The sequence below is a fragment of the Serratia sp. D1N4 genome (assembly GCF_054552755.1).
Genome location: NZ_CM137274.1, coordinates 4739945 through 4765124 on the forward strand (window position 1 = coordinate 4739945; position 25180 = coordinate 4765124).

General features: G+C 54.3%; 25 protein-coding genes. 7 read left to right on the forward strand and 18 right to left on the reverse strand.

What is annotated here, in order from left to right:
- Positions 1–60: 60 nt before the first annotated feature.
- Positions 61–825 (reverse strand): helix-turn-helix transcriptional regulator, encoded by a 765-nt coding sequence (locus tag ACX1CU_RS21245; RefSeq protein ID WP_459400200.1) that lies wholly within the window; start codon positions 823–825, stop codon positions 61–63.
- Positions 826–1096: 271 nt separating this feature from the next.
- On the opposite strand from ACX1CU_RS21245, the gene ACX1CU_RS21250 reads away from it, so the two are divergent.
- Positions 1097–2224 carry an iron-containing alcohol dehydrogenase gene (locus ACX1CU_RS21250; RefSeq protein ID WP_459400201.1) on the forward strand — a complete coding sequence of 376 codons (1128 nt, stop codon included), beginning with the start codon at positions 1097–1099 and terminating at the stop codon, positions 2222–2224.
- A gap of 292 nt (positions 2225–2516) precedes the next feature.
- On the opposite strand, the gene ACX1CU_RS21255 is transcribed toward ACX1CU_RS21250, so the two are convergent.
- The 10 genes from ACX1CU_RS21255 to ACX1CU_RS21300 form a co-directional block, all read right to left on the reverse strand.
- Positions 2517–4433 carry a BglG family transcription antiterminator gene (locus tag ACX1CU_RS21255; protein WP_459400202.1) on the reverse strand — a complete coding sequence of 639 codons (1917 nt, stop codon included), beginning with the start codon at positions 4431–4433 and terminating at the stop codon, positions 2517–2519.
- A 51-nt stretch (positions 4434–4484) separates the two neighbouring features.
- Positions 4485–5681, reverse strand: a complete 1197-nt coding sequence (locus ACX1CU_RS21260) for a lactonase family protein (RefSeq protein ID WP_459400203.1) — start codon at positions 5679–5681, stop codon at positions 4485–4487.
- Between the two features lie 214 nt (positions 5682–5895).
- The gene (gene dagF / locus ACX1CU_RS21265; protein ID WP_459400204.1) at positions 5896–6636 is read right to left on the reverse strand and encodes a 2-dehydro-3-deoxy-phosphogluconate aldolase; all 741 of its coding nucleotides are present in this window, start codon (positions 6634–6636) and stop codon (positions 5896–5898) included.
- A gap of 2 nt (positions 6637–6638) precedes the next feature.
- Complete coding sequence (locus ACX1CU_RS21270) at positions 6639–7751, reverse strand: DgaE family pyridoxal phosphate-dependent ammonia lyase (protein ID WP_459400205.1); 1113 nt, start codon at positions 7749–7751, stop codon at positions 6639–6641.
- Positions 7735–8874, reverse strand: a complete 1140-nt coding sequence (locus tag ACX1CU_RS21275) for an amidohydrolase/deacetylase family metallohydrolase (protein WP_459400206.1) — start codon at positions 8872–8874, stop codon at positions 7735–7737. The genes ACX1CU_RS21270 and ACX1CU_RS21275 overlap by 17 nt, the downstream gene beginning before the upstream one ends.
- Before the next feature lie 43 nt (positions 8875–8917).
- Positions 8918–9568, reverse strand: coding sequence for a DUF4310 family protein (locus ACX1CU_RS21280; RefSeq protein WP_459402878.1), 651 nt, complete (start codon positions 9566–9568; stop codon positions 8918–8920).
- 11 nt (positions 9569–9579) lie between these two features.
- Positions 9580–10356, reverse strand: coding sequence for a DUF4311 domain-containing protein (locus ACX1CU_RS21285; RefSeq protein WP_459400207.1), 777 nt, complete (start codon positions 10354–10356; stop codon positions 9580–9582).
- 90 nt (positions 10357–10446) lie between these two features.
- Entirely contained in the window at positions 10447–10743 is a 297-nt protein-coding gene (locus tag ACX1CU_RS21290; protein WP_459400208.1) for a DUF4312 family protein, read from the reverse strand.
- Positions 10743–11108 (reverse strand): SFCGS family glycine-rich protein, encoded by a 366-nt coding sequence (locus ACX1CU_RS21295; RefSeq protein WP_459400209.1) that lies wholly within the window; start codon positions 11106–11108, stop codon positions 10743–10745. Before ACX1CU_RS21295 ends, ACX1CU_RS21290 begins: the two co-directional genes overlap by 1 nt.
- A gap of 36 nt (positions 11109–11144) precedes the next feature.
- The gene (locus tag ACX1CU_RS21300) at positions 11145–11492 is read right to left on the reverse strand and encodes a glycine dehydrogenase (RefSeq protein ID WP_459400210.1); all 348 of its coding nucleotides are present in this window, start codon (positions 11490–11492) and stop codon (positions 11145–11147) included.
- 424 nt (positions 11493–11916) lie between these two features.
- Between ACX1CU_RS21300 and rnk the strand changes: the two genes are divergently transcribed.
- Positions 11917–12327 carry a nucleoside diphosphate kinase regulator gene (rnk, locus tag ACX1CU_RS21305; RefSeq protein WP_459400211.1) on the forward strand — a complete coding sequence of 137 codons (411 nt, stop codon included), beginning with the start codon at positions 11917–11919 and terminating at the stop codon, positions 12325–12327.
- A 67-nt stretch (positions 12328–12394) separates the two neighbouring features.
- Here the strand turns inward: rnk and cybC are convergent, their stop codons facing one another.
- Together cybC and pmbA are read right to left on the reverse strand one after the other, a co-directional pair.
- Positions 12395–12781 (reverse strand): cytochrome b562, encoded by a 387-nt coding sequence (gene cybC / locus ACX1CU_RS21310; RefSeq protein WP_459400212.1) that lies wholly within the window; start codon positions 12779–12781, stop codon positions 12395–12397.
- Between the two features lie 133 nt (positions 12782–12914).
- Entirely contained in the window at positions 12915–14255 is a 1341-nt protein-coding gene (gene pmbA / locus ACX1CU_RS21315) for a metalloprotease PmbA (protein ID WP_459400213.1), read from the reverse strand.
- 568 nt (positions 14256–14823) lie between these two features.
- On the opposite strand from pmbA, the gene yjgA reads away from it, so the two are divergent.
- On the forward strand, positions 14824–15372 hold the full coding sequence (yjgA, locus tag ACX1CU_RS21320; RefSeq protein WP_459400214.1) for a ribosome biogenesis factor YjgA: 549 nt from the start codon (positions 14824–14826) through the stop codon (positions 15370–15372).
- A 33-nt stretch (positions 15373–15405) separates the two neighbouring features.
- Here the strand turns inward: yjgA and ACX1CU_RS21325 are convergent, their stop codons facing one another.
- The 5 genes from ACX1CU_RS21325 to aaeX form a co-directional block, all read right to left on the reverse strand.
- Positions 15406–15705, reverse strand: a complete 300-nt coding sequence (locus tag ACX1CU_RS21325) for a barstar family protein (protein ID WP_459400215.1) — start codon at positions 15703–15705, stop codon at positions 15406–15408.
- A 4-nt stretch (positions 15706–15709) separates the two neighbouring features.
- Complete coding sequence (locus ACX1CU_RS21330; RefSeq protein ID WP_459400216.1) at positions 15710–16168, reverse strand: ribonuclease domain-containing protein; 459 nt, start codon at positions 16166–16168, stop codon at positions 15710–15712.
- 196 nt (positions 16169–16364) lie between these two features.
- Positions 16365–18332: a p-hydroxybenzoic acid efflux pump subunit AaeB gene (gene aaeB / locus ACX1CU_RS21335; RefSeq protein ID WP_459400217.1), complete on the reverse strand. Its 1968-nt coding sequence runs from the start codon at positions 18330–18332 to the stop codon at positions 16365–16367.
- Positions 18332–19264, reverse strand: a complete 933-nt coding sequence (aaeA, locus tag ACX1CU_RS21340) for a p-hydroxybenzoic acid efflux pump subunit AaeA (RefSeq protein WP_459400218.1) — start codon at positions 19262–19264, stop codon at positions 18332–18334. Before aaeA ends, aaeB begins: the two co-directional genes overlap by 1 nt.
- Positions 19265–19271: 7 nt before the next feature.
- Positions 19272–19475: a p-hydroxybenzoic acid efflux pump operon protein AaeX gene (aaeX, locus tag ACX1CU_RS21345; RefSeq protein ID WP_459400219.1), complete on the reverse strand. Its 204-nt coding sequence runs from the start codon at positions 19473–19475 to the stop codon at positions 19272–19274.
- Between the two features lie 306 nt (positions 19476–19781).
- Between aaeX and aaeR the strand changes: the two genes are divergently transcribed.
- The 4 genes from aaeR (at position 19782) to ACX1CU_RS21365 (ending at position 25178) form a co-directional block, all read left to right on the forward strand.
- A complete protein-coding gene (gene aaeR / locus ACX1CU_RS21350; protein WP_459400220.1) occupies positions 19782–20693 on the forward strand; it encodes an HTH-type transcriptional activator AaeR in 912 nt (303 codons plus the stop codon).
- Positions 20694–20956: 263 nt separating this feature from the next.
- On the forward strand, positions 20957–21859 hold the full coding sequence (locus tag ACX1CU_RS21355; RefSeq protein WP_459400221.1) for an acetamidase/formamidase family protein: 903 nt from the start codon (positions 20957–20959) through the stop codon (positions 21857–21859).
- A 12-nt stretch (positions 21860–21871) separates the two neighbouring features.
- A complete protein-coding gene (locus tag ACX1CU_RS21360; protein ID WP_459400222.1) occupies positions 21872–23215 on the forward strand; it encodes an APC family permease in 1344 nt (447 codons plus the stop codon).
- Between the two features lie 517 nt (positions 23216–23732).
- Complete coding sequence (locus ACX1CU_RS21365) at positions 23733–25178, forward strand: glycoside hydrolase family 28 protein (protein ID WP_459400223.1); 1446 nt, start codon at positions 23733–23735, stop codon at positions 25176–25178.
- The last annotated feature ends 2 nt before the right edge of the window (positions 25179–25180 follow it).

Consider the following 25180-nt stretch of genomic DNA (forward strand, 5'->3'; position numbering starts at 1 on the left):
CAGGAGAGTGAGTGCGGGCGGCTATGTCCCTTTAGGGATATTTGCAACAGAATTTTAACATTATGCGGTGCGCCGCAGCGGCGTAGTGAGGAACAGGCTGAACAACTCGGCCTGAGAACCGATCTTCAGCTTGCTGTAGATGTTTTTACGGTGATTTTTTACCGTACCCAGGCTGATAAATAGCCGTTCGGCAATCTGCTGCGAGCCGTTACCGTTGAGGATCAGATCGACAATCTCACGCTCACGCGGCGTCAATGCATAACGCGCCTGAGCGGCATTATCTGCCAGCGGAGTTGCAGATACCGGCACGTTAGCGGGCACCACCTCACTGTGCAGCCGCGCAACGCTTTTTACCAGCGTTAACGCCCCGCGTAAATCCGCCAGACGGGGAGCGCGCACCCCTACCGTTTGCCGTGCAGAGCCGAAAAACACGCCCAAACCACGCTCCGGCGTCAGTTGCAGCAACACACCGGCCTCATCGTGCCAGCCGGTTTTACGGTAGAAGTTGCGGTAATAATCCGTCTGATAAAAACCGCACGGGGCCAATTGGCGCAGGGTAAACACCTCCCCATGCCCACTGTCATTCAGCACCCGGTAAAAAGGATCCTCAAGGTAAGCCCCCTGCTGATAAATCTGGTTTACCGCATCGCTATTTTCTTTTTCGGTCTTCATCAGGCAACGCGGTGCCTGGCCATGCTCGAAGGCATAAACGATGGCACTATCAAAAGCAAAGAACCCTTCCAGGTAAGCCAGCAGATGAGGATAAAACTGGCGGGTCGCCACTGCGTCGATCACCGCTGATAATCTTTCGATCTGAATATCCATGCCGCCCCCAAAATCATTAACAAATTAACAATAAGCTTTTTCCCGATCATAACCTTCCGGTTTGGGCCATAGGCTATAAAAAGCATTCAACCAGCAAGAATGCAAGGCCGAAACTGTTTACATGTTAATCAAATCACAAGTTCGGCAGTTTGGCTAAATAGCAGAAATTAACATATTAACAATTACGAGTTAGTACCGTAAAAAGCGTTGGTTCACTTCAAGGGCTGAATTATGCTGTGGTTTCCATGCCGACGAGCACCAAGGAGAGAGCATGACCACTAGCCTGATGATTACTAACCGGCAGACCTGGTTCGGCAACGGTAGTATCCAGCAATTGATCCCTCTGTTGCAGACTGAGCCTCAGGCGACGCTGCTGTTCACCTGCCGCTCATTTATTAATAGTCCCATTTACTCTTCGCTGGCGGATGCGCTGACGCCACTGCTGGTTGGCAGCGAAGTTGTTACTCATGAAGCTTCACCGCAGGAGATCGACGCCTGGGTAGCACGCTGGCGTGGCAAGGTAAAAAGGGTGGTTGCTATTGGCGGGGGCAGCGTATTGGATGCCGCCAAAGCCTTTGCTGCCATCATCGAGCACCCATTGCCTACGCGGCGCTATATGGAAAAAATCGGTGACTGCCAGATCAGTGGGGCTACGCTGCCAGTGATCGCCATTCCTACCACCGCAGGTACGGGCAGCGAGGCCACGCAAAACGCCGTGATCACCGACACCCAGCTCACTAAAGTGAAGGCCTCATTACGCCACCCTAATTTTGTCCCACAGGTGGCGATCCTCGATCCCGAGCTGCTGAAAGGGGCTCCTGACAACGTGCTGGTCTATTGCGGCATTGATGCTTTCACTCACTTGCTTGAGTCGTATCTTTCCAAAACCGCCAGCAGCATGTCGCGCGCCATGTCGCTGGCGGGTCTCCAACACTTCCTCAGCGCCTGGCCGACGTTGAAACACAGCGATGAGGCGCGGGCAGCAATTATGCAGGCTTCCTACCTGGGCGGTCTGACGCTGAGTATGGCAGGGCTAGGGGTGATCCACGGCATTGCTGGTGAGATTGGCGCATTGCGTAATTACCACCACGGCCAGGTATGCGCCCGCCTGCTGTTGCCCTTCCTGGAGCTGCTCAATGAAAGTGAACACCCGCAGCAGCGGGCCTTGATGGCAGAACTCGCCCAGCGCTTGTTCCCTAAGGAACAGGGCAGCCCGGAGCATTTCCTGATCGATTTCATTACCCGTAATGCCATCGTGCCATTCTGGCAGAACGATTTACCGCTCACCCGTAACGAACTGAACATCGTCTTGGAGAAATCCAACAGTAAAAATGCCTGGGTCACCTATTCAGAACAACAACAACAGTTGATGATCGAAGGGGCGTTCCCGATTACATGATAATATAATCAGATCAATATACCCGTCATACTTCAAGCTGCATGTGCGTTGGCTGCGTTCGTTCACCCCAGTCACATAGTGGTCTATGCTCCTGGGGGCTCACTTGCCGCCTTCCTGCAACTCGAATTATTTAGGGTAAAAAATAGCGGGAGAACGAATATGGGTATTATCGACTGGATTTTAACCGGCATTGCGGTTGGCCTGATCGTTGGCGCGTTGATCAAGATCTTTGGCAAGAAGAAAGAGAAATAAACTGACAGTCTCCTCTCTCCCGCCGGGAGAGAGGAGACTGTCAAATCCGGCTCAGGCAATCTAGAGCCACCGCTTTGAAACTGTCGAAATTATCACTGCCCAGCAGGCGGCTCATTGAGCGTTCGCGCACAAAGGTGACGAACAGATCGTAAATCGCCATCGCTTCTTCGTAATCGCTTTTACTGATCGCCAGCAGGAATATCACATGGGCGATCTCCCCTTCCCCCCAGGCAATGCCCTGCGGAGCCAACAAGGTGACCACCACGGTCTTTTTCGCCAGCAAGCCCAGTGAGTGTGGCAAGGCAATGCCCTCGCCCAACAGGGTAGAAACGATCGCCTCGCGCTCAACCACCGAAGGATAAAAATCGCTGCCTACGTAATCTTCCTGCTCCAACTGGGTGCAGACTTTCTTAAACAGCTGTTCCTGCGTCAGCGGCTCGTTGACGATCATAAAATGATTGGCGTCGAAGAATTTCTCCAGCATATACGGCTTGGTGCGATCCACCAGCACCAGCTTACCCAACTGTTCGAGCTGATATTCGGTCGGGAACGGCGACATCACCACCACCGGCTTATTTTTCTCGCTGATACGCGCGTTGGAAATCACGAAATCTTCGTCGATCTGGCTGAGGATCTCGTAATCACGCAGCGAAACGATGCGCGTCATCACCAGTTGCGGATACTTGCGCGCAATCTGCGCCTGGATCATGCGTACCGTGGAGTTGCCGGTATCACACACCAACATCACCTGCGGATGGCGCTCATAGCCGATATTGTAATGCCGCTCCAGGCCAACACCGATATGCAGCACCAGATAGCCGATTTCATTCTCACTCAGGATATAAGGCGTGTGCTTACCCCAACTGGAAACCGCCGCCAGCGTGACATCGTAGGCCATCGGATAGTGTTGCTTAATGTTGGCCAGCAAAGGATTCGGAATGGTGATCTGGTATTTCACCCGGGTTATCATGGTCTTGATATGGGTGAGCAGATCGGCGCGCAGCTGTTTGTCGCCCTGTAAATTGTAGTTATAGTGCGTATTGATATAAGAAAGAATGTAATCCACCAGCGCGTCTTCATCATCAGCATTGATTTCCGTCGGCTGTACTTCCTGCACCCGCCGGGCGGCAATATTCACCCGTAAATAAGCTTCCTCCGCCGCCGAGATCTCTTTGCCCGCGGCTTTGCGCAGTTCGCTTGCCAACCGGCTGGAGACTTTGCGTACCGCATCATCACCGTCCTCAACGTCAAAATCCGGCAGCGGATAGCCGTCGATAATACGCCGTAGCGCCACCGCACAGTAAAAAATCAGGTATTGCTCACCTTCGTCCGTCAACCGGATGGCGTACTGCGAAAACAGCGGGTGCAGCAGCCCGGCAAACGCCACCACCTGCGGCTGATGCAGGATCTCATTGTTCAGCAGCGGATTTTCCGGGTCGGCCAGATGCAACTGAAATAGCAGATCGGTCAAGCAGGCGCGGATCGCCATTTCCGAGCCGAACAGCTTCATGCCATAACGCGGTTTGGTTTCAATGGTGAGCTGGTAATGCGCCAAGCGCTCTCTCACCTCAGCCATGTCGTTTTGCAAGGTGCCACGGCTGACAAACCATTCGTCAGCTAAATCTTCCAGCTTGAGGGAAAAGGCTGAGGTCAAAAAACGAATCAACAGATAATGCACCCGCTCCTGCCCACTGCGCGGAGTGGCCTGTTTTCTGCGTTCCTGATGCTGCAATGCGCTGAACAACGTCGCATCGTCCACCTGCAAGCGATAACCCGCTCCACGGTTATGCACAAACCGCGCACCGTATTTTTCCAGAATGTCATTCAGCGCAGTGATATCCGCACGCACGGTTCGCGTAGACACGGCAAAACGCTTCGCCAGTTCTTCCTGAGGCAAAGTCTCAGACTGCAAAGCATCAAACAGATAAGCCAAACGTGGATAGGGGAAGCGCACCATTCTCTTTCCGTTATTAACGTGCCCGTCCGCTCGCGCCAGACGGGCCACAGGTTATGGCATAAACACCATTTGTGACGGGCTGCCAACCGGGGTATAGCCAGCAACAAAGCTGAGTTTACCGCTCTGCTTGTCCACGCTGAAGCGAGTGATGTTATCGCTGCGCTGGTTCAGTGCGTACAGGTAGCGACCACTCGGATCCAACGTAATAGTGCGCGGATAATCCCCACGCGTCCAAACCTCTGCCACCGGTTTCAGTTCGCCATTGCCGCCGACGCTGAACTGCGCAATGCTGTTATGTAAGCGGTTGGCGACATACAGGTTTTTACCCTCGGCACTCAACGCCAAGCCAGCAGCAAAGCTGGTGCCCCGATAATCGGCTGGTAAGCTCGAAATAACCTGCAACTGCTTCAGCGTGCCTTTCTGGCCGTCGAAACGATAGCTGGTCAATGTCGAGGCCTCTTCGTTGATCAACAGCACCGTTTTGCCATCCGGGTGGAACACGAAGTGGCGCGGCCCGGCCCCCGCAGAAGAGGCGCTAATCCATGGCGGATCGTTCGGCGTCAACTTGCCGTTACTGTTATCAAAACGCCACTGGTAGATGCGATCCAACCCCAGATCGGTGGAAAACACAAATTTGCCGCTCGGATCGCTGGCAATCATATGCGCGTGCGGGCCGTTGTGATCGCTGATGGCAAAACTGCCCTCCACCGCGCCGGCAGGTTTAGCCGCACCCGCAGGACCTTCAGCCTGCTGCACCGAGCTGGCCTCACCCAGTTTACCCTCACCGTCTAGCGGAAAGGCCGCCACGCTGCCGCTGACATAGTTAGCCACCAGCAAATGCCGCCCGTCAGGCAGCAGGGAAAGGTAAACCGGCCCAGCCCCCTGCGAATCCACCTGGTTAAGCGGCGTCAGGCTGCCGTCTTGCCGGTTGATACGATAGGCAACAATGCCACCGTGCTTAGTACCATTAAAATCCGCCACTTCACTGGCCACATAGAGCGTCTGCCCTTTAGCATCCACCACCAGTTGGGCTGGATTCGGCAGCTTGCTGACCAACGTTTTGTCGCTCAGCGCCCCGCTTTTGGCATCCACCCGTACCCGGTAGACGCCCTCACCATTAGGATTATAGGTGCCGATATAAGCAAAATGTGACGATGGGGATGTCATGGTATCCTCAGCATGCAGTGCCGGGCTGGCAACCGTCAGCAGTGCCAGGGAGAGCGTTGTGATTCGTAGAGAGTTTCGCATAAATATCCTTTTTAACAGATAAAGGGGCGCAGTCTGTTGCACCCGCGATTGGAAAAGACGTTAACTCTTAACCCCGGCACGACGCCCCTTACCCTACACCTCCCATAACGAGGGGCTTAACGTGCCACAAATCTGCTCCTACACTTGACTACAGCACCGAACCCACTCCTTTCAGGAGAAGGCCGGGGGAAAATACAACTCTCGGCGTCCGGTTTTAACCCACCAGCTTTTTGGTCATCTCCAGCAGGGTTTTCACATCCTGCGGGCGGGTATTACCGCTGGCAGAATCAATGATCGAGCTGTAGATATGCGGGATCACCTGCTTCACACCGGCAGCCAGCGCGATCTCCATAATGGCTTCGTAGTTATCCAGATCGATGCCCCCGGTTGGCTCCAGCAAGAAGTCGTGCTCGGCACAGGCCTGCGCCACATACTGGAATTCGTCTTTATGCTTCAGACCGCCCATCGGGAAATACTTGATGGAGCTACCGCCCATGTCTTTCAGCAAGGCGATCGCCGTTTCGACCGGCACGATGCCGTCTGGTGCCTGCGCACTCAGCGGCCCCGTGGAGATTTTTACCAGGCCCACGCGGCCGGTCGGGGATACCAGGCCATTGACCACGGTTTCGCGCTGCCCCAGTAGCGCACGGCTGGCACCGACGCCGGTAAACACCTGGTTCACATGCTGCGGTTGCACCTTCCAGGCGATCTGGCTGACCATATTGGACTGCTTTGGATCGCCCGCCCCCAAGCCGATGGAAAGCGCGTTTTCGATCAGCCGGGCATAGTGCGCCATATCGGCTGCCGCGCTGTCCACGTCCGGGTAGTTTTTGGACAGCACCCCTACCAACACATGCCCCTGGGCCGCCTCATAGATTTCCTGCGCGTTGTCTTTCGAACCGGCCAACACGTTCAGACATACGCGGTCTTTATAGTAATTCGGCTTCAGCTTCATGCTTATTGCTCCGTAAACAGGTTTTTAATACAGGTGAAAACGGTCATCAGCTGTTGCTCATTGACGCTGCGCACATCCACTTCGATCTTGCCTTCGTTGGCTTTATAGCCACGGAAATAGATGGCGATATCGCCGGTTTTCAGCCGTTGCACGATGTCGACGGTCGACATGCCCAGCACCGCTTCATCAAAGGTGATTTCAGCCCTGGCGATATCACGCTCCGCGCTGTCCCACACGGTTTTGGCACTGACGCCGTTCAGGGTATTGAGATGGGTGATAAACGGCGTCATGCGCTCTACCATCTGCGCACCGCTGGTTTTCTCCAGGGTCAGATAGCTTTCAATCGCCTGCGTCAGGCCCAGAATGCCCTCTTTGCCCACCTTCATCGCCCGGCCAATACCATTGGACTGCTGCTTCACCCAGGCAACGTACTGTTTTTTACCGATCACCAACCCGCTGGTTGGCCCTTCGATCGCCTTGGCACCGCTGTAGATCACCAGATCGGCCCCCATCTGGTAGTAGCACATCAGATCTTCTTCAGCCGCCGCATCGACGATCAGCGGCAGGTTGTGCTTACGCGCCACGATCGCCGCCTGTTCGACGGAGAGAATGCTTTTCTGCACGCAGTGGTGGGATTTCACGTACATGATGGCCGCAGTTTGTGGCGTGATGCAGGCTTCGATCTGCTCTGGGGAACATTCGTTGGCGTAACCCGCCTCTACCACTTTGCCACCGCCGAGGGCGATCATGGTGTCCACTGGCGCACCATAGTTAACGTTATGGCCGCGTGGCAGCACGATTTCGCGCGGTTCATTCACCGCCGCCGAGTGCAGGTTGACCAGCAGGTTGGCGTTATCTTTGACGATCACCGCCGCCACCGACTGGGCAATACCGGCAGAAGCACAGGAGACAATCACCGCATCTTCCACGTTCAGCAGGCCAGCAATATAAGCACCGGTTTTGTTGACCATATCTTTGATTTCAAAGTAATGATTCAGGCCGTAATCCACGGCGTCAATCACCTCCTGGCGCGGCGTAGAGACGCCAAGAATGGTCATACGACCAGACGTATTGATCACCTGTTTTAAATTATATTTTTCATAGACTGAAGACATGGGTGGCTTTCCCTTCATCGGTTAATAGAACTTCCCCGGCCACCACGGCGGCCAGCGGCACCAGCAACCGTTCGCCGTTAACTGACTCCCCTTCGGAGTCGGCAAACACCTGCGGCGCGGTGCGAAGCTCAAAAATAGTCAGGTCGGCATCTAAGCCCGGCTGCAAGCGCCCTTTGGTGGTCAGGCGCAGCGCCGCAGCGGCGTTTGCCGTCACACAGTCAATCACCTGCGGTAATGAGAGCCCAACGGTAAAGAATTTGGACATCACCGCCGCCAGGCTGTAGACCGGGCCGCTGATGCGGTTACGGCAGTAGATATCGGAACTGATAGTGTGCGGTAAAATACCCAGCGCAATCGCCTGCCTGGCGACCGCAAAACTGAAGCTGGCCGTGCCGTGGCCCACATCCAACAGCACCCCGCGCTTCAACGCACGCTGGATCGACTCGCGCAGCGCACCGGCTGGGGTCAGGATGCGGTTCGGTTTACCGTTATAGCAGTGGGTAATGATGTCGCCCTGGGTCAGCAGATCGGCAATCTCGTCCAGATCCGGCGGGTTATTACCGATGTGCACCATTAGCGGCAGTTGATGGTTTTCCTGCTGGATCTCTTTCGCCAACACCAGCGGTTGAGTGCCGTTCTGCCCCACCACGCTGCTGCTCATGCGCGCCTTGATGCCGATGATAAAACCCGGTTTGCCGTCGATGGCCTGTTTGACCGCCGATTTATTGATATCCGCCATCTCCGCCAGTTCGTTCTGCCGCAGCAGGCCGATACGCGAGATATTCAGGAAGGCAAAAACGTTAGTTTTAGCACTGCGCGTCAGGGCGTAGAACTCATCGATATCGTCGGTGCCGGTGCTGCCCGCATCCACCACCGATGTGACACCGCTGGCAACGCCCACCCGATCCGGTTCGTCATGGTAGATCGGCGAAGAGGGGTAGCAGTGTACGTGCGAGTCGATCCAGCCAGCGCTCAGGTAATAATTCCCCGCCAGATCCCGTTGCTGATGCGCACTGGCGTCTGCCGCCACCTGCCCTACGGCGGCAATTTTGCCGTCTTGGATGGCCACATCGGCCAGGGTGCCATCCACCAACCTCGCGCGGCGGATGATTAGATCATACATACTGGGCTACTCCTTTCAGCGGGTACGCATAACGCGTACCACGTTAAGCAATCGCCACCGGGAAAATCGCGCCTAAGATCATCGCACCCAGGATTGCACCGCCGGTGATCGGTTTACCCCAGATGTAGAACAGCAGTGCACCCAGCAGGGAACCGACGCCGATCGGAATCGAAGCGGCGATAGCAGACAGGATGATCAACGGCCCAAGGAAACGCCCGGAGGAGTTGCCGGCACCCATCATCACGTCAGCACCGTAGGTGGAGTTGCTCTGGTTGATGGTGAATTTACGCGCCAAAATAATCAGGTAACCAATCGCCAGGCCAACCACCAAGCCAGTGACCAGCGATGCGGCAAAGTTAGCCACCGGGAAAATAATCCCGGCACCGAGCAACAGCGCCGGAACGCCAAGGCCAACACCGGTCTGGATCGCCCCACCGATATCCAGGATCCCCACCAGTGAACCTTCGATGATACGAGCAAACAGGAAGCTGGCACCGAACGCTGCCACCGCGCCATACACCCCGGTATCCATCCCGGCACGCAGCATAGAGACGAACGCCACTTCGTTAAACGCGCCAATGCCGTACAGGTAATACATGTGCGTCCCGGCAAACACGCCGGACGACAGCAGGCCAACAAAAATCGGGAACGACCAGTCGGCGTACCAGAAGCCTTTTTGAGTTTGTGTTTCCATCATTCAGCTCCTTATTTACCGCTCAGGGTGTTATGGATGGCATCCAACCAGCCAGGCACGCCAAGGCTGAAGGATTCGAGAAGTTTCATATCGAAGCCGCGGAAGAAGCCGCTCATCACGAACAGCAGCACAATCACCGCCATCATGATCTTGGTGACTTTGTTCCAACCGCTCTCTTCTACGCCTTTACCGATCAGGATCCCCAGTACCAGCCCCGGTACGGCGTTGCCCATAATCAGCTGCGCCAAGCCACCAAAGATGGTGCCCCAGAAGCCGGAACGCTTACCGGCTTCAATCGCTGCCAGCCAGAAGATCACCGGCATCACGGTGTTCACCAGCAGGTTAGCCGCCGGTACCAGCACCTTGATCGCCGTCACCTGCAAGGCCGCAGGCACCGCCGACGCGGTGGTGTTAAGGAAGGTCACCACGAAGATGCCGATCAGGCCGCAGGCAATCGCCATTTTTTTCGGATCGTGCAGCGTTTCGGCCACGTTACGGTTCTTGATCATCAAGGCCGCAGCGCCCCAGTTGGGGATAATGCGGTGGTCAACGTCCTGCGTGAAGGCACCCGCCGCCACGGAAGACGCCCAGGCGTTGAAGAAGAAGCCCAGACCAAATGAGAAGTGAGAAGCCGGATCGCCTTCGCAGGAATTCAGCTCACCCAAGGTGCGGAAAGCACCCATACCCTGTGTCGTCGGGGCGTGGAACATACGTGCGGCACCGGCACCTACGCCGACACCAACCAGCCCGCCGATAATAATCGACTTAAATAAGATGATTAAAAACATTAACATCCCCTTTTTATGCTATATCCCCTTGCTTTCAAATTGTCGCCAAGCAGTGACGCAAGCGTTTGAAACAGGGTGGATATAACGTTTTTATTTCGTGGTGAAGACCACTTTTTCGGTATTGATGATCGTCACATTCACGGTTATTTCCAAAGAGACGGCATAACTTTTTCTTTCACGTGGCAGAAAGAAGAAAAGAAATTTCTCTTTGGTGGTTTTCTCTTCCGCTTTTAATACCTTGACGTCCTGTGGCTCAATGCGCAGCAGAATATTACTGGTGGACTTTAATATTGCCCCCTGCACATTCGCCAATGCGGAAGCAAAGGCTTTCGCCTTGCTGTCGCCTTTACCTTCCACTTTTACCGAGGTGGTATATTGTTCTTTCATTACGCGTTGCCGTATTTTTTGATATAGGCTTCCACCAGCCGCTGGCCCAACTCCTCTTTATCCATAAAACCAAAGCCTAATACGTTGTAACCCTCATTAATGGCCGTTACGCCTTCCTCTACGGAGCGCATACCATATTTGGCTTTATAGCCATGCTTGGTTTGCGCAGTAATGGCACCGGCACCGCCGCTGCCGCAGAAGGAAATGCCCAACTGTGCGTTTTCAGCTTTCATCACATCGCCCAGTTTCATATCTGCCGCCACGCCTGGGATGACGATGGCTTTTGCGCCAGCATTTTCAATGCCTAAGCCGACTTTCTGGCCTTTGCCCAAACGATCGCCAATCACTACGGTAATTTGACCCATGGTATTCTCTCCTGATTGAATTTAATCCAGCAAAACCTATTGGTTATTATCTTTAGCTACTTCAAAGTGCACGGAAAGTAAATAAGCCTCCTCAATAGGTAACGTGGCAAATTTATCCACTACCCGCTCTGCCATTCGCATTGATTCAGCAGAGATCTCGTCAAACAGTGATTTATCCACTTCCGGCAAAGGCTCACCGGTAATCGAGCGCAATACCATGGCGCGAATATGTGACTCCAGCATTTGCTGTTGCACCGCATTGGTAAAAATATTCTCTGCACCCAACATTGCGGTGATATCTGCCAGCACCTGGGTGGTGATAGTTGCCGCCCTGCTGATATCCACCTGTTCTATTTCATTTACCGAAGCAGTTTCTTCATTCACTTTTCAGTCACCCCTGGTTTCGGACATTAATCTGTCAATCGTAAAGCGCATCATCAAACCATTCACTTTATCGGATGCTTTTACCCTAACCTTAAGGGCATTTCGTGTGTAGCCTGTTTTTTTCCAGTTCAAACTGGAAATTGCGTGACGCTTAGGGATCCATTTCGCAAAACGTGGTTTTGGCCAATAAGTTAATGAGATTACAAAAAGATAGCGCAACCCTTTGTTTACAGTGGGCGAGAACGCGGCAAAAAACTTCGTGATCGGGATCTCTTCCTTTTCCGTGCTTAACCGCCTACTATCAGTAGGACAAGTCGATATTTCTTACACCCCCGCTCCAAACGGCGCGGGGGTGTTGCTTTGTGTTGTTTTTCCGAATTTATGGGCGCAGAAAGGGCGCCCTTTGATTTGACTGGAGAGTGGAATGACCAAACCAACCATTACCATTAATGAGCTGGATGCGGAACGCCTGGATGCACTGCTGGCGCAGCCTGCCTTTGCCAACACTGACGTCGCAACCGCGCTGAATGCCGAACTGGATCGCGCTGACATCGTGCCGCCATCCCAGATCCCGGCCAATGTCGTCACCATGAACAGCCGCGTGCGTTTCCGCGATCTGCACACCGCAGAAGAACACGTGCGCACGCTGGTGTATCCGGCTTCGCTCAAAGACAGCAACGAACAGCTTTCCGTGATGGCACCCTTGGGTGCAGCACTGCTGGGTATGCACGTGGGTAAGCGGATCAACTGGCAGTTGCCGAATGGCGAAGAGGCATGGATTGAAGTACTGGAACTGCTGTATCAGCCGGAAGCCGCGGGTGAATATCACCGCTGATAGCTTATGACGGAAGGCGACGGGAATAAACGGGCGGCTTGGAAACACTTCCGCCCGTAGCTGGCAGTTAGCGGAACTTCTTATGATTGGTATCGCGGGTTTGCTTGAAATCCTGCGCGACTTTACGCGCCTCTTCCAGTTTGCCCTGACTCGCCAACGCCAGTGACAGGTCGATCTGCCCGATCAACGTGGTCATGCCGTGGCGGAAGTCTTTCATCTCGGCGCTGTCAGGCGCTTTACCTTCCAGCTTCGATGGCGTGCCTTGCTCTGCGCTTACTGCGGCAGCACGCATATTTTGCAGGCTTTGCTTAAACGTATCGGCAGAATCGGTTTTCAATACGGTTTTGTAATTGCTGGCGATGGTACCCATATCTGTTTCCAGATCGGACGCCATCAATGCCGAACTCGCGCCCAGCAGCGTCAATGCTGCTAATACTTTCCATGTTTTTTTCATGCTCACCTTCCAGTTATTGTTTTATTTAACCCATAGATAACATAGGCAGAGAATGGTGAAATCGAAACCTTATATTTGTAAGCAGGGTTAAAAAGAAGACATGGCCGGCATAATACCGGCCGAAAGGCATATATTACTGACCGGCAATCTTCATTTCCGGCAACAGAATAGAACCGCATTGAATATTACTGCGAGTCTCGATATCACTGCCGATGCTGACAATATTACGCAGCATGTCTTTCAGGTTACCGGCAATGGTGATCTCACTGACCGGATACTGGATCTCACCATTTTCTACCCAAAAACCGGAGGCTCCGCGCGAGTAGTCACCGGTAATACCGCTGACCCCCTGCCCCATCAGTTCAGTTACCACTAAACCGGTACCCAACTGCTTGAGCATCGCGGCAAAATCATTACCCTGCCCGGCAATGCGCCAGTTGTGGATACCGCCCGCATGCCCGGTGCTATGCATACCCAGCTTGCGCGCCGCGTAGCTGGTCAGCAACCAGGTTTGCAATACGCCATCTTTGACGATATCGCGGCGTTCGGTACGTACCCCTTCACTGTCGAACGGCGTGGAAGCCAAACCTTTCAGCAGATGCGGATGTTCTTCAATGGTCATCCATTCCGGCAGGATCTGTTTACCCAGTGAATCCAACAGGAAGGTGGATTTGCGATAAACGCTGCTGCCGCTGATAGCGCCCACCAGATGGCCAAACAAGCCGGTTGCCACTTCAGAAGCGAATAAAATCGGTGCCTTCATGGTGGCAAGCTTACGTGGCGAAAGGCGCGCCAGCGTACGGCGAGCGCACTCCTGACCAACCCACTCGGGGCTTGCCATATCTCCCATAGCACGGCCGATGGTATAGGCGTAGTCACGCTCCATATCACCGTTGTGCTCGGCAATAACGCTGCTGGAGAGGGAATGACGGCTGGAGCAATAGCTTTGCAGCATACCGTGGCTGTTACCGAACACCTTAATACCGTAATGGCTGTTGAAACTGCCGCCTTCGGTATTGGTAATGCGTTTATCTGCCGACAACGCTGCCTGTTCGGCGCGCGCCGCCAGCTCAATCCCGCGTTCGGCATCCAGTTCGGCCGGGTGGAACAGATCGAGATCCGGTGCCTCAAACGCCAACAGATCTTTTTCTGCCGGGCCGGCATGAGGATCTGGCGAGGTATAGCGAGCAATATCCAGCGCCGCCTGCACGGTGCGAGAAATGGCATCCGGGCTCAGATCGGTGGAAGAGGCGCTGCCTTTACGCTGTTGGTAATAAACGGTGATACCCAACGCCCCGTCGCTGTTAAACTCGACGTTTTCCACCTCACCGAAGCGGGTGCTGACGCTGATACCGGTGGTTTTGGTCACGGCAACTTCTGCCGCATCGGAACCGGCGCGCGCCAGTTCCAAAGCCTGTGAGACGGCTTGTTCCAGCGCTTTGCGCTGTTCTGCAACTTGAGTGACTACTTTCATCAATCTGCCATAATTAATCAGGAAATCGCTGAGAAAAGTGCCGTATCGGCGCAATGCCCGTCAGTTAAGCAGAAAAGTGCATCATCGGCGCCCCCTCTCCCTGTGGGAGAGGGCCGGGGTGAGGGGCTGTAATTCGGTGATCTTCCCCTCACCCTAACCTCTCCCCAAGGAGAGGGAATTGGTGAGTCTTAACTGACCTGCATCACGTATCGGCGTGGTTTTGCGCGGCATATACTCTAAATAATTCGAGTTGCATGTAGGCGGCCAGTCCGAGAGTCGCCAGGAGCATAGGCCACTATGTGACTGGTGTGAACGGACGCAGCCAACACCCAGGCAACTTGAAGTATGACGAGTATAACGCGCCAAAATAATGCCAGACTATATCCGCTTGCAGCAACGCGGAACACAGCCTGATGTGCTTTTGAGTCTAACAGGAACTGCGTGGAATTTCGCATACACCCTTAATACTTCGAGCCACATAGGCGTTGGCTACGCTCAGTGACTCGAATTATTTTGGGTACACAGCCAGCAACCTGTTAGGATTAGCCTCTTTTTGACGGAGCCTACCATGAACAAACAGCCTGAAGACTGGCTCGACGATGTCCCTGAGAACGAAAATGAGGACGATGACGAGATTATCTGGGTCAGTAAAAGTGAAATTAAGCGTGACGCTGAAGCGCTGAAAGACTTGGGGACCGAGTTGGTCGAACTGGGTAAAAATGCGCTAGAACGCATTCCGCTGGATGAAGATTTGCGTGCCGCCATCGAACTGGCGCAGAAGATCAAAAAAGAAGGCCGCCGCCGCCAGATCCAACTGATCGGCAAAATGCTGCGTGCCCGTGATGTTGAGCCGATCCAGACCGCGCTCGATAAGCTGAAGAACCGCCATAACCAACAGGTGTCGCTGTTCCACAAGCTGGAAGCACTGCGCGATCGCCTGGTGGCTGAAGGTGATGATGCGATCCCGTCCGTGCTGGAACTCTATCCAGAGGCCGATCGCCAGCAGCTGCGTGCGCTGGTGCGTAACGCGCAAAAAGAGCAGGCTGCTAACAAGCCGCCGAAATCGTTCCGCCAAATCTTCCAGTACTTACGCGATCTGGCCGAGGCGCAACAGTGATCGTCAGCAGCATCACGATGGGATGAACCTTGTTCATCCCCGGTGATGCACCGCTGCACCGCTGGCTTCACGAATATTGAACCGCAGGTCCCCCTCCAACTCTTCTTCCGCCTCTTCAAACAGCAGAATAATGGCACCAAAACGGCGTTTGCGGCGGGCGTTGAGATTGGCAAATTCAATCTCGACCGGCAGGCTGATATCGCCGGTAACCACATCCCACAGCGCGTCCAGATTGGCACCAAATCCTTCACCCAGCGCGAACCGGTCGGCAAATTGCTGATAGAACGCCGGTAGATCGGGTATCTGGTTAAAATCGAACTCTATTTTCACCATCAACTCACTCCATCCGAATGAAGTTTTTATAATGGTCACGCGTGACAAAAATCAGACCGTCGCTGGAATACAGCAGGCGATCGGCCCCGCGTCGGCCGCATTGGTAATTGACATCCGCCTCGCGCCATACCCGGTTGTTGGCCACCGGTAAACGCCCTTCACGGTTAGAGAAACGATCGCCGCCAATCGCCTTACCCGGCAACGCCAGACACAGGTTGCCATCAGCCGCATCCCAGCCCTGTTCACGCGCCTGTTTTTTGGTGAGGTAGTAATCCGGCAACCGCTGATGCTGTTGCAGATAACGGGCAACGCGCTTGGGTTCCGTCAGCTTATCGATACTCTCAGCGGCAACGGTGGCCGCAGGCACAGGGGCGATCACCCGGTCAGTATCATTACCACGCAGCGCGCTAAAACCGGCGACCACAATGGCGATCAGCATCGCCACAAGGGTACGTTTATTCATATTTTCCCTGAATGAGGTGAATGCCCCATGATGGCTAAACTTATAGCAAAAAATAATGAATCAGAGATGACTGAAATGTAACCGTTTCATCTGCTAACCTTCATCCCGCGCAGAGTCTGCGCTCTTGCTATCAATCATGCCACTTTCCAGCGCCGCTGACACGCGGAACACGCCCCGATTTTCAGCCTAAAAGTGCTCAATCGATCAAGGCGTGGCGATAGAGATGCAGCATATCCGCCAAGCGTTTGACCGGCCCGGTCACGCTGAGTGGCGCGCTGTTATCCACCAGCTTCTGCTGGTATTCATTCATCTCTTTCAGCAGCCGATTGTAGTAATAAGCGCGTTTCCCGTCGCTCTTGGCGGAGACCACGTGATCGGCGGTATTGCGGATCTGCTTATGGAACACCGACAGCTCTTCCTTGGCCGGGATCTCGGTCATCTGCATGCGCTGGTGAGCGATAATCAGGTTGAGCCCCAGGCGGTATTTGGCAATGTCGTTCGGGAACATCATCAGCAACTGGTTCAAGCGCTGATACAGCGCTGGCAGGTGATTTTCACGGCGACGCGCCGCCTGGGTGGTCAATGCCGAAACGGCGCTGCTGACCAGTTGGTTCATCAGCGTGCGGCCGGTGCGCTCGCGTGAGGTATCACGGATCAGGAACAGCACGATCATCGCGACAAAACAGCCGATGATCTGGCCGATGGCGCTGTCGATAAACGTCGTCACCGAGAAATGCATCGGGTTGCTCAACACGATGATATTGATGGTACTCGCCAAGGTGCCCAGCGAACCCAGGCGGCGCTTCTGCACTTCAATACCGATGAAAAACGCCAGCGTGCCCAGGCTCAGGCACAGCAGGAACATGCTTTGCTGGGTCTGTGGCAGGATAAACATATAGAACAGCGCCCCCATCGGGAAGGCGATCAGCACCCCCAACAGGAAATCGAACGCCATCATTTTTGGGTTCGGCGTACGCATCGCCAAAGCGGTCACCACGGCGATCATCACCATGCAGCCGCTGCCGGAGGTCCAGCCGGTCCACAGCCAGAACAAACAGCCAATCGAGGTGGCTGCCCAGGAGCGCAGGCCGTTGATCAACGCATGATGACCTTCTGCCGAAGGGGTTTTCACCACCACTTCACTGGCCAGTATCTCGTTTTCAACGGCGTTGATGCCGCTGTTGGTGTGCACCCCTTTCGCCACCAGCAGGTAGCGCGTCGCCGTACCCACCCAGGTACTGACCGTAACCAGGGTTTCATTGGTGAGGTTGGTGGCCAATACCTGACGTACCCGTTTCAAGTGCTGATGCACTTCCTGCGGCGTTTCAGCGGGCATCATCAGCAACTCGCGAATGTTATCCTTCACCGCATTGGGGTAATTCAGCAGGATCAAGTAGGTTTCACAGGCCTGAGTAATCAGCGTCAGCGAAAGGGTATGCAGTACGCGTACCCGCTGGTTTACCCGCTGCCAACGCGAAGACTCCAACATCAGGTTGCTGCGCATCCCGTTCAAAGCGGTGGTGCTTTTCACCAGATCGCCCCAGGCACGGTCGATATCTTCTTTCTCTGCATTGCTGATGCACATCTGCATCAGCCGGTATTGCCCCACCAGCAGTTGATCGACTGCGCGATCGATATCCTGTTTGATTGAACGCGGCGAAAACAGCAGATCGGCCAACACCGCGCTGAGAATACCGAACACAATCTCGCTACAGCGCTCAAGCGCGAACTGCGGCGCTTGCATCAGCGCAGAGGTACTGCTGGCCGAGGTGACGATAATAATCAGCGCCGTATAGCCCGCCAGCCCCCAGGCATAGGAGTTCTCAACTCTGACCAGCGATGAAATCCAGGTACAGACTCCAAGCCAGACGCAGCACAGCATCAGCATCACCACGGGCGCGCGCGCGCAGGTGACGATAATCACCAGGCCGACAAAGCAGCCCACAAAGGTGCCGATAATGCGTAACCAGCCGCGATAACGGATGGCACCAGAAAACGGTTCGCCCCCCGCGGCAAACGCAGGCCCTGCCACGACGATCGCTGCCGTCAGCACCGACCAGCGCGGGGTTTCCAAGTTAAGGTGAAAACCGACAAACAGCGCAAAAACAATCGCAAAGCTGAGTTTGCAGGCAAATCTCAGGCGAATAAAGGTTGGGCTCGTCATCAGCCAAACTCACGTAACCGGTGCATCAGCCGGATAAACGGCGAACCATTATCGTTGCCGTCGTTCTTGCCGGTAATCACCACGGTGGCGGTGGTTCCCGCCGGGTAGGGGTGCTGCTGATCTTTCTCATCCAGCAGTATTTTCACCGGCACGCGCTGCGCCAAGCGCACCCATTCCAGGTTGCTGTCGATCGACGCCAATCCCTTACTGTTAACGGTGCTGCTGCTGTTATTGACCGCCGCCGCCAGGCTGTCGACGGTGCCATGCATAATGCGGTTGCTGCCCAGCGGGGTGATTTCCACCCGATCGCCTTGCTGCAGGCCGTTCAGTTTGGTTTCTTCCAGATAGGCCAGAATGTAGAAGGTGTTTTTCTTCACCAACGCCACGGCGGTGGAACCACGGGTGATAAATTCCCCGGCGTGTACGTTCAGGTTGGTTACCCAGCCGTCGTCGGGTGCACGAACCGTAGTGCGATCGAGATCCAACTGTGCCAGATCGCGGGTAGCCATCGCCTTTGCCAACTGGTGCTGCACGGTTTGCAATGAGTTGCTCGACTGATCGATCTCTTCCTGCGACATCGCCTGAATGCCCAAGCGTACGCGGCGGCCAGCCTCACGTTTCTTCTCTTCGGCCAGCGCCTGATAATAGGCCACGTCAGCATTGGCTTGCGCCAGCGCCTGCTGGTAGCGAGGCTTATCGATCACAAACAGGATCTGGCCTTTTTCCACCAGTTGGTTATCCGTGACCGGTATCTCGGTCAGCAGGCCGCTGACGTCTGGGGCAATCGCCACCACGTCGGCGGTGAATTTGGCATCACGCGTCCACGGCGATTCGGTGTAAAACGACCAGGACTTGAACACCGCAATAGCGGCCAGCACGACAAAAATCAACGTGATCGCGATTCGGGTTATTTGTATTGAAAAAGTTTTCACAGCCACCTCAAACAAAAAGACATGAAACCAGATAAAACAAGCAGCAATACAGCGCAGTATTGAACAGCGCGGGATGCCAGACAAAATCGTAAATCCCGGTCGGCAGTAGCAGGCGGCGCATGACAAAAAACAGCACCAACGACGCCAACAGCTCAAAAAACACCGGCGGGAACGACATCCCAAAAATGACCATAACCGGAAGCAAACTCATCACTTTTTCCTTAATTGTTTACTGCACCGGGGATCGCGCCCTGCTGATTTCACATTCTCTTTACATTTTGGCTAACGGACGCCAAACGTCGCACCTAGACAGTTGCCAGGCCACGAACCTGAAAAAAGGGTTAAACTACGAACTTAGACTCATGAAAGGGAATGCATGACAGACGACAATAAACCGCGACATTGCTGACCACGCTCAAGCGCTCAGAAGGATACACCCGACCCGGTTATATTAGCCTGCTTACTATAAGCTCATCTACAATATGTGATCTAAATCACTTTTAAGCCAGAGTGAACAATGGAAAGACTCAAACGGATGTCAGTGTTCGCCAAAGTTGTTGAGTGTGGGTCGTTTACTGCGGCGGCGCGCCAGCTCGATATGAGCGTTTCGTCCATCAGCCAGACAGTGTCCAAACTGGAAAATGATCTGCAAGTGAAGCTGCTTAACCGCAGCACGCGCAGTATCGGCCTGACCGAAGCGGGCAAAATCTACTATCAAGGTTGCCGCCGGATGCTGCAGGAAGCCACCGAAGTGCATGAACAACTGTATGCGCTGAACAATACCCCAATCGGCACCCTGCGCATTGGCAGTTCCTCCACCATGGCGCAAAACGTGCTGGCCACCATGACCGCCGAAATGTTGCAAGAGTACCCAGGCTTAACGGTGAATCTAGTCACCGGTATTCCGGCCCCCGATCTGATTACCGACGGATTGGACCTGGTGATCCGCACCGGTGCGTTGCAGGATTCCAGCCTGTTTTCCACGCGTTTGGGTTCAATGCCGATGGTAGTTTGCGCCGCCAAAAGCTACCTCAACCAACACGGCACGCCGCAAAAACCGAGCGATATGGTGAATTTCTCCTGGCTGGAATACAGCGTGCGGCCAGACAGCGAATTCGAGCTGATGGCCCCGGAAGGCATCAGTACGCGCATTTCCCCACAGGGGCGCTTCGTGACCAATGACTCGCAAACCATGGTCCGCTGGCTGAATGCCGGGGCTGGCATCGCTTATGTCCCGCTGATGTGGGTGATCGAAGAGATCAAACGCGGTGAGATCGAAATTCTGTTCAAGCGCTACCACTCAGATCCCCGCCCGGTATACGCCCTGTACACCAAGAAGGACAAGCTGCCGCTAAAAGTGCAAGTGTGTATTAACTACCTGACGGAATACTTTAAACGCGTGGCGGCGGCCTATCAGGGTTATCGCTGATTGATATTTTACCTGCTGCTTACTCGCTCAATGGCAAAGCAGTTATACGGCACTATTCGCTTTTAGCTAACGTAAAAAACCAGCATGATTTTTAATTAAAGGATATTCCTCCGAACGGCCGCCGGGCAGGATTTTGCCGCACTTGCCTCTGCCCCGGCGGATGTGATTAATTATTTCAGGCAAGGTTATTTACACTGTCTCTGGCAGACTGCAATTAACGCCTCTCATAAGAAAAAACTCAGCACAACTTTACAGGAATCACCATGGAAAGAATTCCCCGCACGCACGTGGTTTATGCCATGTCGCGTGATAACGCTCCCGTGGCAAGAATTGCCAGCGGCAGCGACGTTTGCTTTGAAACCTGCGACTGTTTCGAAGATCAGATTGCTTCTGAGCAAGCCGCATTTACCGAGCTGGACTGGAACCGCATCAACCCGGCCACCGGGCCGGTCTACGTGCAGGACGCGCTACCGGGCGACGTACTGCGGGTAGAGATCAAACGCATCACCCCACGCAGCCACCAAGCGGTGATGGTGACCGCACCGGGTCTGGGCGTGATCGGCGATGAACTGCAACAACCACAGATCCGCACCGTGCCGCTGGAAGAGGGTTTTGCCCTGCTGCCGGGCGGCGTGCGTTGGCCACTCAAGCCGATGATTGGTGTGATTGGCGTGGCACCTGCGGGTGAAGCGGTGCCATGCGGCACGCCGGATGCGCACGGCGGCAATATGGACTGCAAGATCATCACCGAAGGCAGCACGCTGTGGCTGCCGGTCAACGTGGAAGGCGCGCTGTTTGCACTCGGCGATCTGCATGCCGCCATGGGCGACGGTGAAGTCTCGGTATGCGGCTTGGAGATCCCCGGTGAAGTGGTGGTGAATCTGAGCGTGGTGAAAAACCGCCCGCTGCCAACGCCGATGATCAGCACCGCAGACGCGCTGTACACCCTGGCCTCCGCCAAAACGCTGGATGAGGCCGCCCAACTGGCGACCCGCAATATGGCGCACTTTATTGCCGATCACAGCACAGTGACGCTGGCCGACGCCATCAACCTGATGAGCATCACCGGCGATTTGCAAATCTGCCAGGTGGTTGATCCGCTGAAAACCTGCCGCTTCGCTCTGCCACGCAGCGTTGCCGCTCAGTTAAATATTCAGTTGGATTAAGGAGCCAAAGCAATGTCTGTTGAACAATTTGGCTATAAGCAGGAGCTGCATCGCACCCTCACCCTGAAAGATCTGGTGATTTACGGCATGATCTTTATGGTGCCGATCGCGCCGTTTGGCGTCTTTGGCTACGTGTGGGAAGGCTCGCAGGGCATGGTTGCCTTGGCTTACCTGATCGGCATGGTGGCGATGTTCTTCACCGCGATGAGCTACTGGTCGATGTCGCGCGCGTTCCCGGTTTCCGGCTCGGTGTATGCCTACGCACAGCGCGGTATTCATGAAACCGTCGGCTTCTTCGCTGGCTGGCTGATCCTGCTGGATTACATTCTGGTGCCATCGCTGCTGTATATCGTCAGCGCTGCGGCCCTTGGCCCGATTCTGCCGGGCGTACCTGCCTGGGTGTGGATCGTGACGTTTATCGCCATTAACAGTGTGATCAACCTGATCGGCATTCAGTTTACCGCCAAAGCCAACCGCTACATTCTGGTGGCAGAGATCGTGATCCTGGCGATCTTCGTGGTGATGGGGCTGATTGCCCTGTACGCCGGTGAAGGTTCGGGCGGTTTGACGCTCAATCCGCTCTACAACGCCGAGAAATTCAGCCTGCCGCTGGTAATGGGAGCGGTGTCGATCGCCGTGCTGTCATTCCTGGGCTTTGACGGTATTTCGACGCTCTCTGAAGAGAGCAAAGGCGGAGCTGATGCGGTGGGCAAAGCCTCGCTGTTTGCCCTGCTGCTGGTCGGGTCGCTGTTTATTCTGCAAACCTGGATCGCCGCCGATCTGGCCGCAGGCAACAACTTCACCAACCTGGATACCGCGTTTTACGACACCGCCAACTTGGCCGGTGGCGCCTGGCTGAAGCAGGTGACCATCTGGGCCACGGCGCTCTCTTGGGGTATCGCTAACGCCTTGGTGGCACAGGCGGCAATTTCGCGCATTCTGTTTGCCATGGGGCGCGATCGTCAGTTGCCGAAAATCCTGGCGAAGGTGCATCCTCGTTTCAAAACCCCTTACGTCAGCACCCTGCTAGTGGCGGTGATTTCCCTCGGTTCCGGGCTGTACTTCAACGGCAGCATCGACAACCTGAGCCGCTTGGTGAACTTCGGCGCGCTGATGGGCTTTTTGATCCTGCACCTGTCGGTGATTAACCACTACATCATCCGCCAGAAATCCACCGCCTGGGTAAAGCACCTGCTTTTCCCGCTGGTTGGCCTGGCGATTATCGGCTTTGTGCTGTACGAAATGGATATGGAAGCCAAAATCCTCGGCCTGAGCTGGCTGGCGGTGGGCATTGTCTATTACTTCGTGCTGCGCGTGGTGCTGAAGCGTAAACCAGTACTGGAATTGGAAGGGTAATACCATCAATATGCCCCGGTTAATACCGGGGCATATTGATCACGCAGAAGATATTTTTACACTCGTCAGAGTAATAAATAAAGCAACAATAAAATAATAACATTTAGTTATTAATCCATTTAATATACTTTTCTACCTTTACCAGGGTCTGAGAATACGTTTAATTACGCCAACAGTAATTAGCGTTACAGATACATTGATTGTACTCACCTCAATGTGTTGCTGCATCTTGAAATCCATGAAGGATATATCTTTTTTATCAAAGGGAGTTTTCATGAAGCGTAGGACCTTTGTATTATCGACCGTACTATCACCTTTTATACTTTCAGCCTGTAATGATTGGAGCGGTACATCGATATCGCATGGTAAAGATAATAAACCGCCTGCCCCTGCAGACCCTTATTGGGATGATGCCGCCGTACAGAAGATTATTAACGATATTCGCCTACCGGTTTTCCCCACACGAGATTTTTCGATAACCACCTACGGTGCCCTGTCTGGAGGCACCGATGACTGTTTGAGTGCTTTTACTGCGGCTATTCAGGCCTGTCATGATGCCGGGGGTGGCCGTGTCGTCGTGCCATCAGGTACCTGGTTAGTGAATGGCCCTATCACCCTGCTTTCCAACGTTAACCTGTATCTTGAGAGTGCTGATACCACAGTATTGTTTGGGACTGACCCGGCGTTCTACCCCACCGTGCTGACGCACTTCGAGGCTAATCCCTGCTACAACTACTCGCCATTTTTGTATGCCTACCAGGCGAACAATATTGCTGTGACCGGATTAGGGACATTTGACGGCCAAGCTAGCAAAACAGCGTGGTGGCCATGGAAAGGTTCTACTACCTATGGCAACGATCCAAGCAACTCTGATCCCATCATCTCCGGTAATCAGGCAGCCGAAAGTGACGCATTGAAAAACAGTGCTGATGAGCAAAGCTACCAGCCCTGGAGCGAGCGGGTACTGGGCAACACACCCACCTTCGGGCCCAATGCCGACAGCGGCAAGATGAGCTTTTTGCGGCCCAACTTTGTCGGATTCTGGGAATGCGAAGTCGTCCTGATAGAAGGCGTTACCTTCACCCGATCGCCCATGTGGATAGTGGCTCCGGTGCTGTGTACAAATGTGACGGTACGTGGGGTGACTGCCGAAAGCCTTGGCACCAACAACGACGGCTGCGATCCGGTCTGTTGTTCAGGCGTGCTGATCGATGGCTGTACCTTTAACACCGGTGACGACTGCATCGCCATCAAGTCTGGCCGTGGCGGAGATGGTTTCAACTTCTCTCCTGATGGCACCGGTGGCCCTCGCCCTTCTTACAATATCGTGATACAAAACTGCAAAATGGCCGAAGGGCATGGTGGCGTAACGCTGGGCAGTGAAATTTCTGGCGGCGTATATAACGTTTATGCGCAGAACATCACCATGAGCAGTACCAATTTATATGCTGCACTACGCCTGAAAAGTAATAGTGGGATTGGTGGCTACATCCGCAATATCTACATGCGTAATATCAACGTGCCTGCCGGTACGTCAACCGCTAATAACCTCTACGGTGCGATCCTGCTGGATGGTAATTACAACGGTTATGCCAGCCCCCAGCAGAATACCGGAGGAACGCGCAACTATGAGATGCGCGATATCTACGTCAGCGACTTCCAATGTGGGCCTTCCAACGCACCGATATTTATCAATATCTATGCCCCCGATCTGGCCGCCGCAAGCAGTGCGCCGGGAGAAAACTGCATCATTGAAAATATCAACGTGCGCCATTCCAGTTTTGGAACCACCGCGCGCGATCCCGCCGGGGTTGCCGCAGTGGTTTACAACCTGGGCGTGCAATCGGGGAAAGCGGGTACACCGCAGCTATCAGCACCAGAGCCAGAACTGTCGGGTCTGCAAGCCCCAGCACTGATTGACGTCACCGTTAATGGTTCGGATCAGAGTACGGCGACGGTGTAATA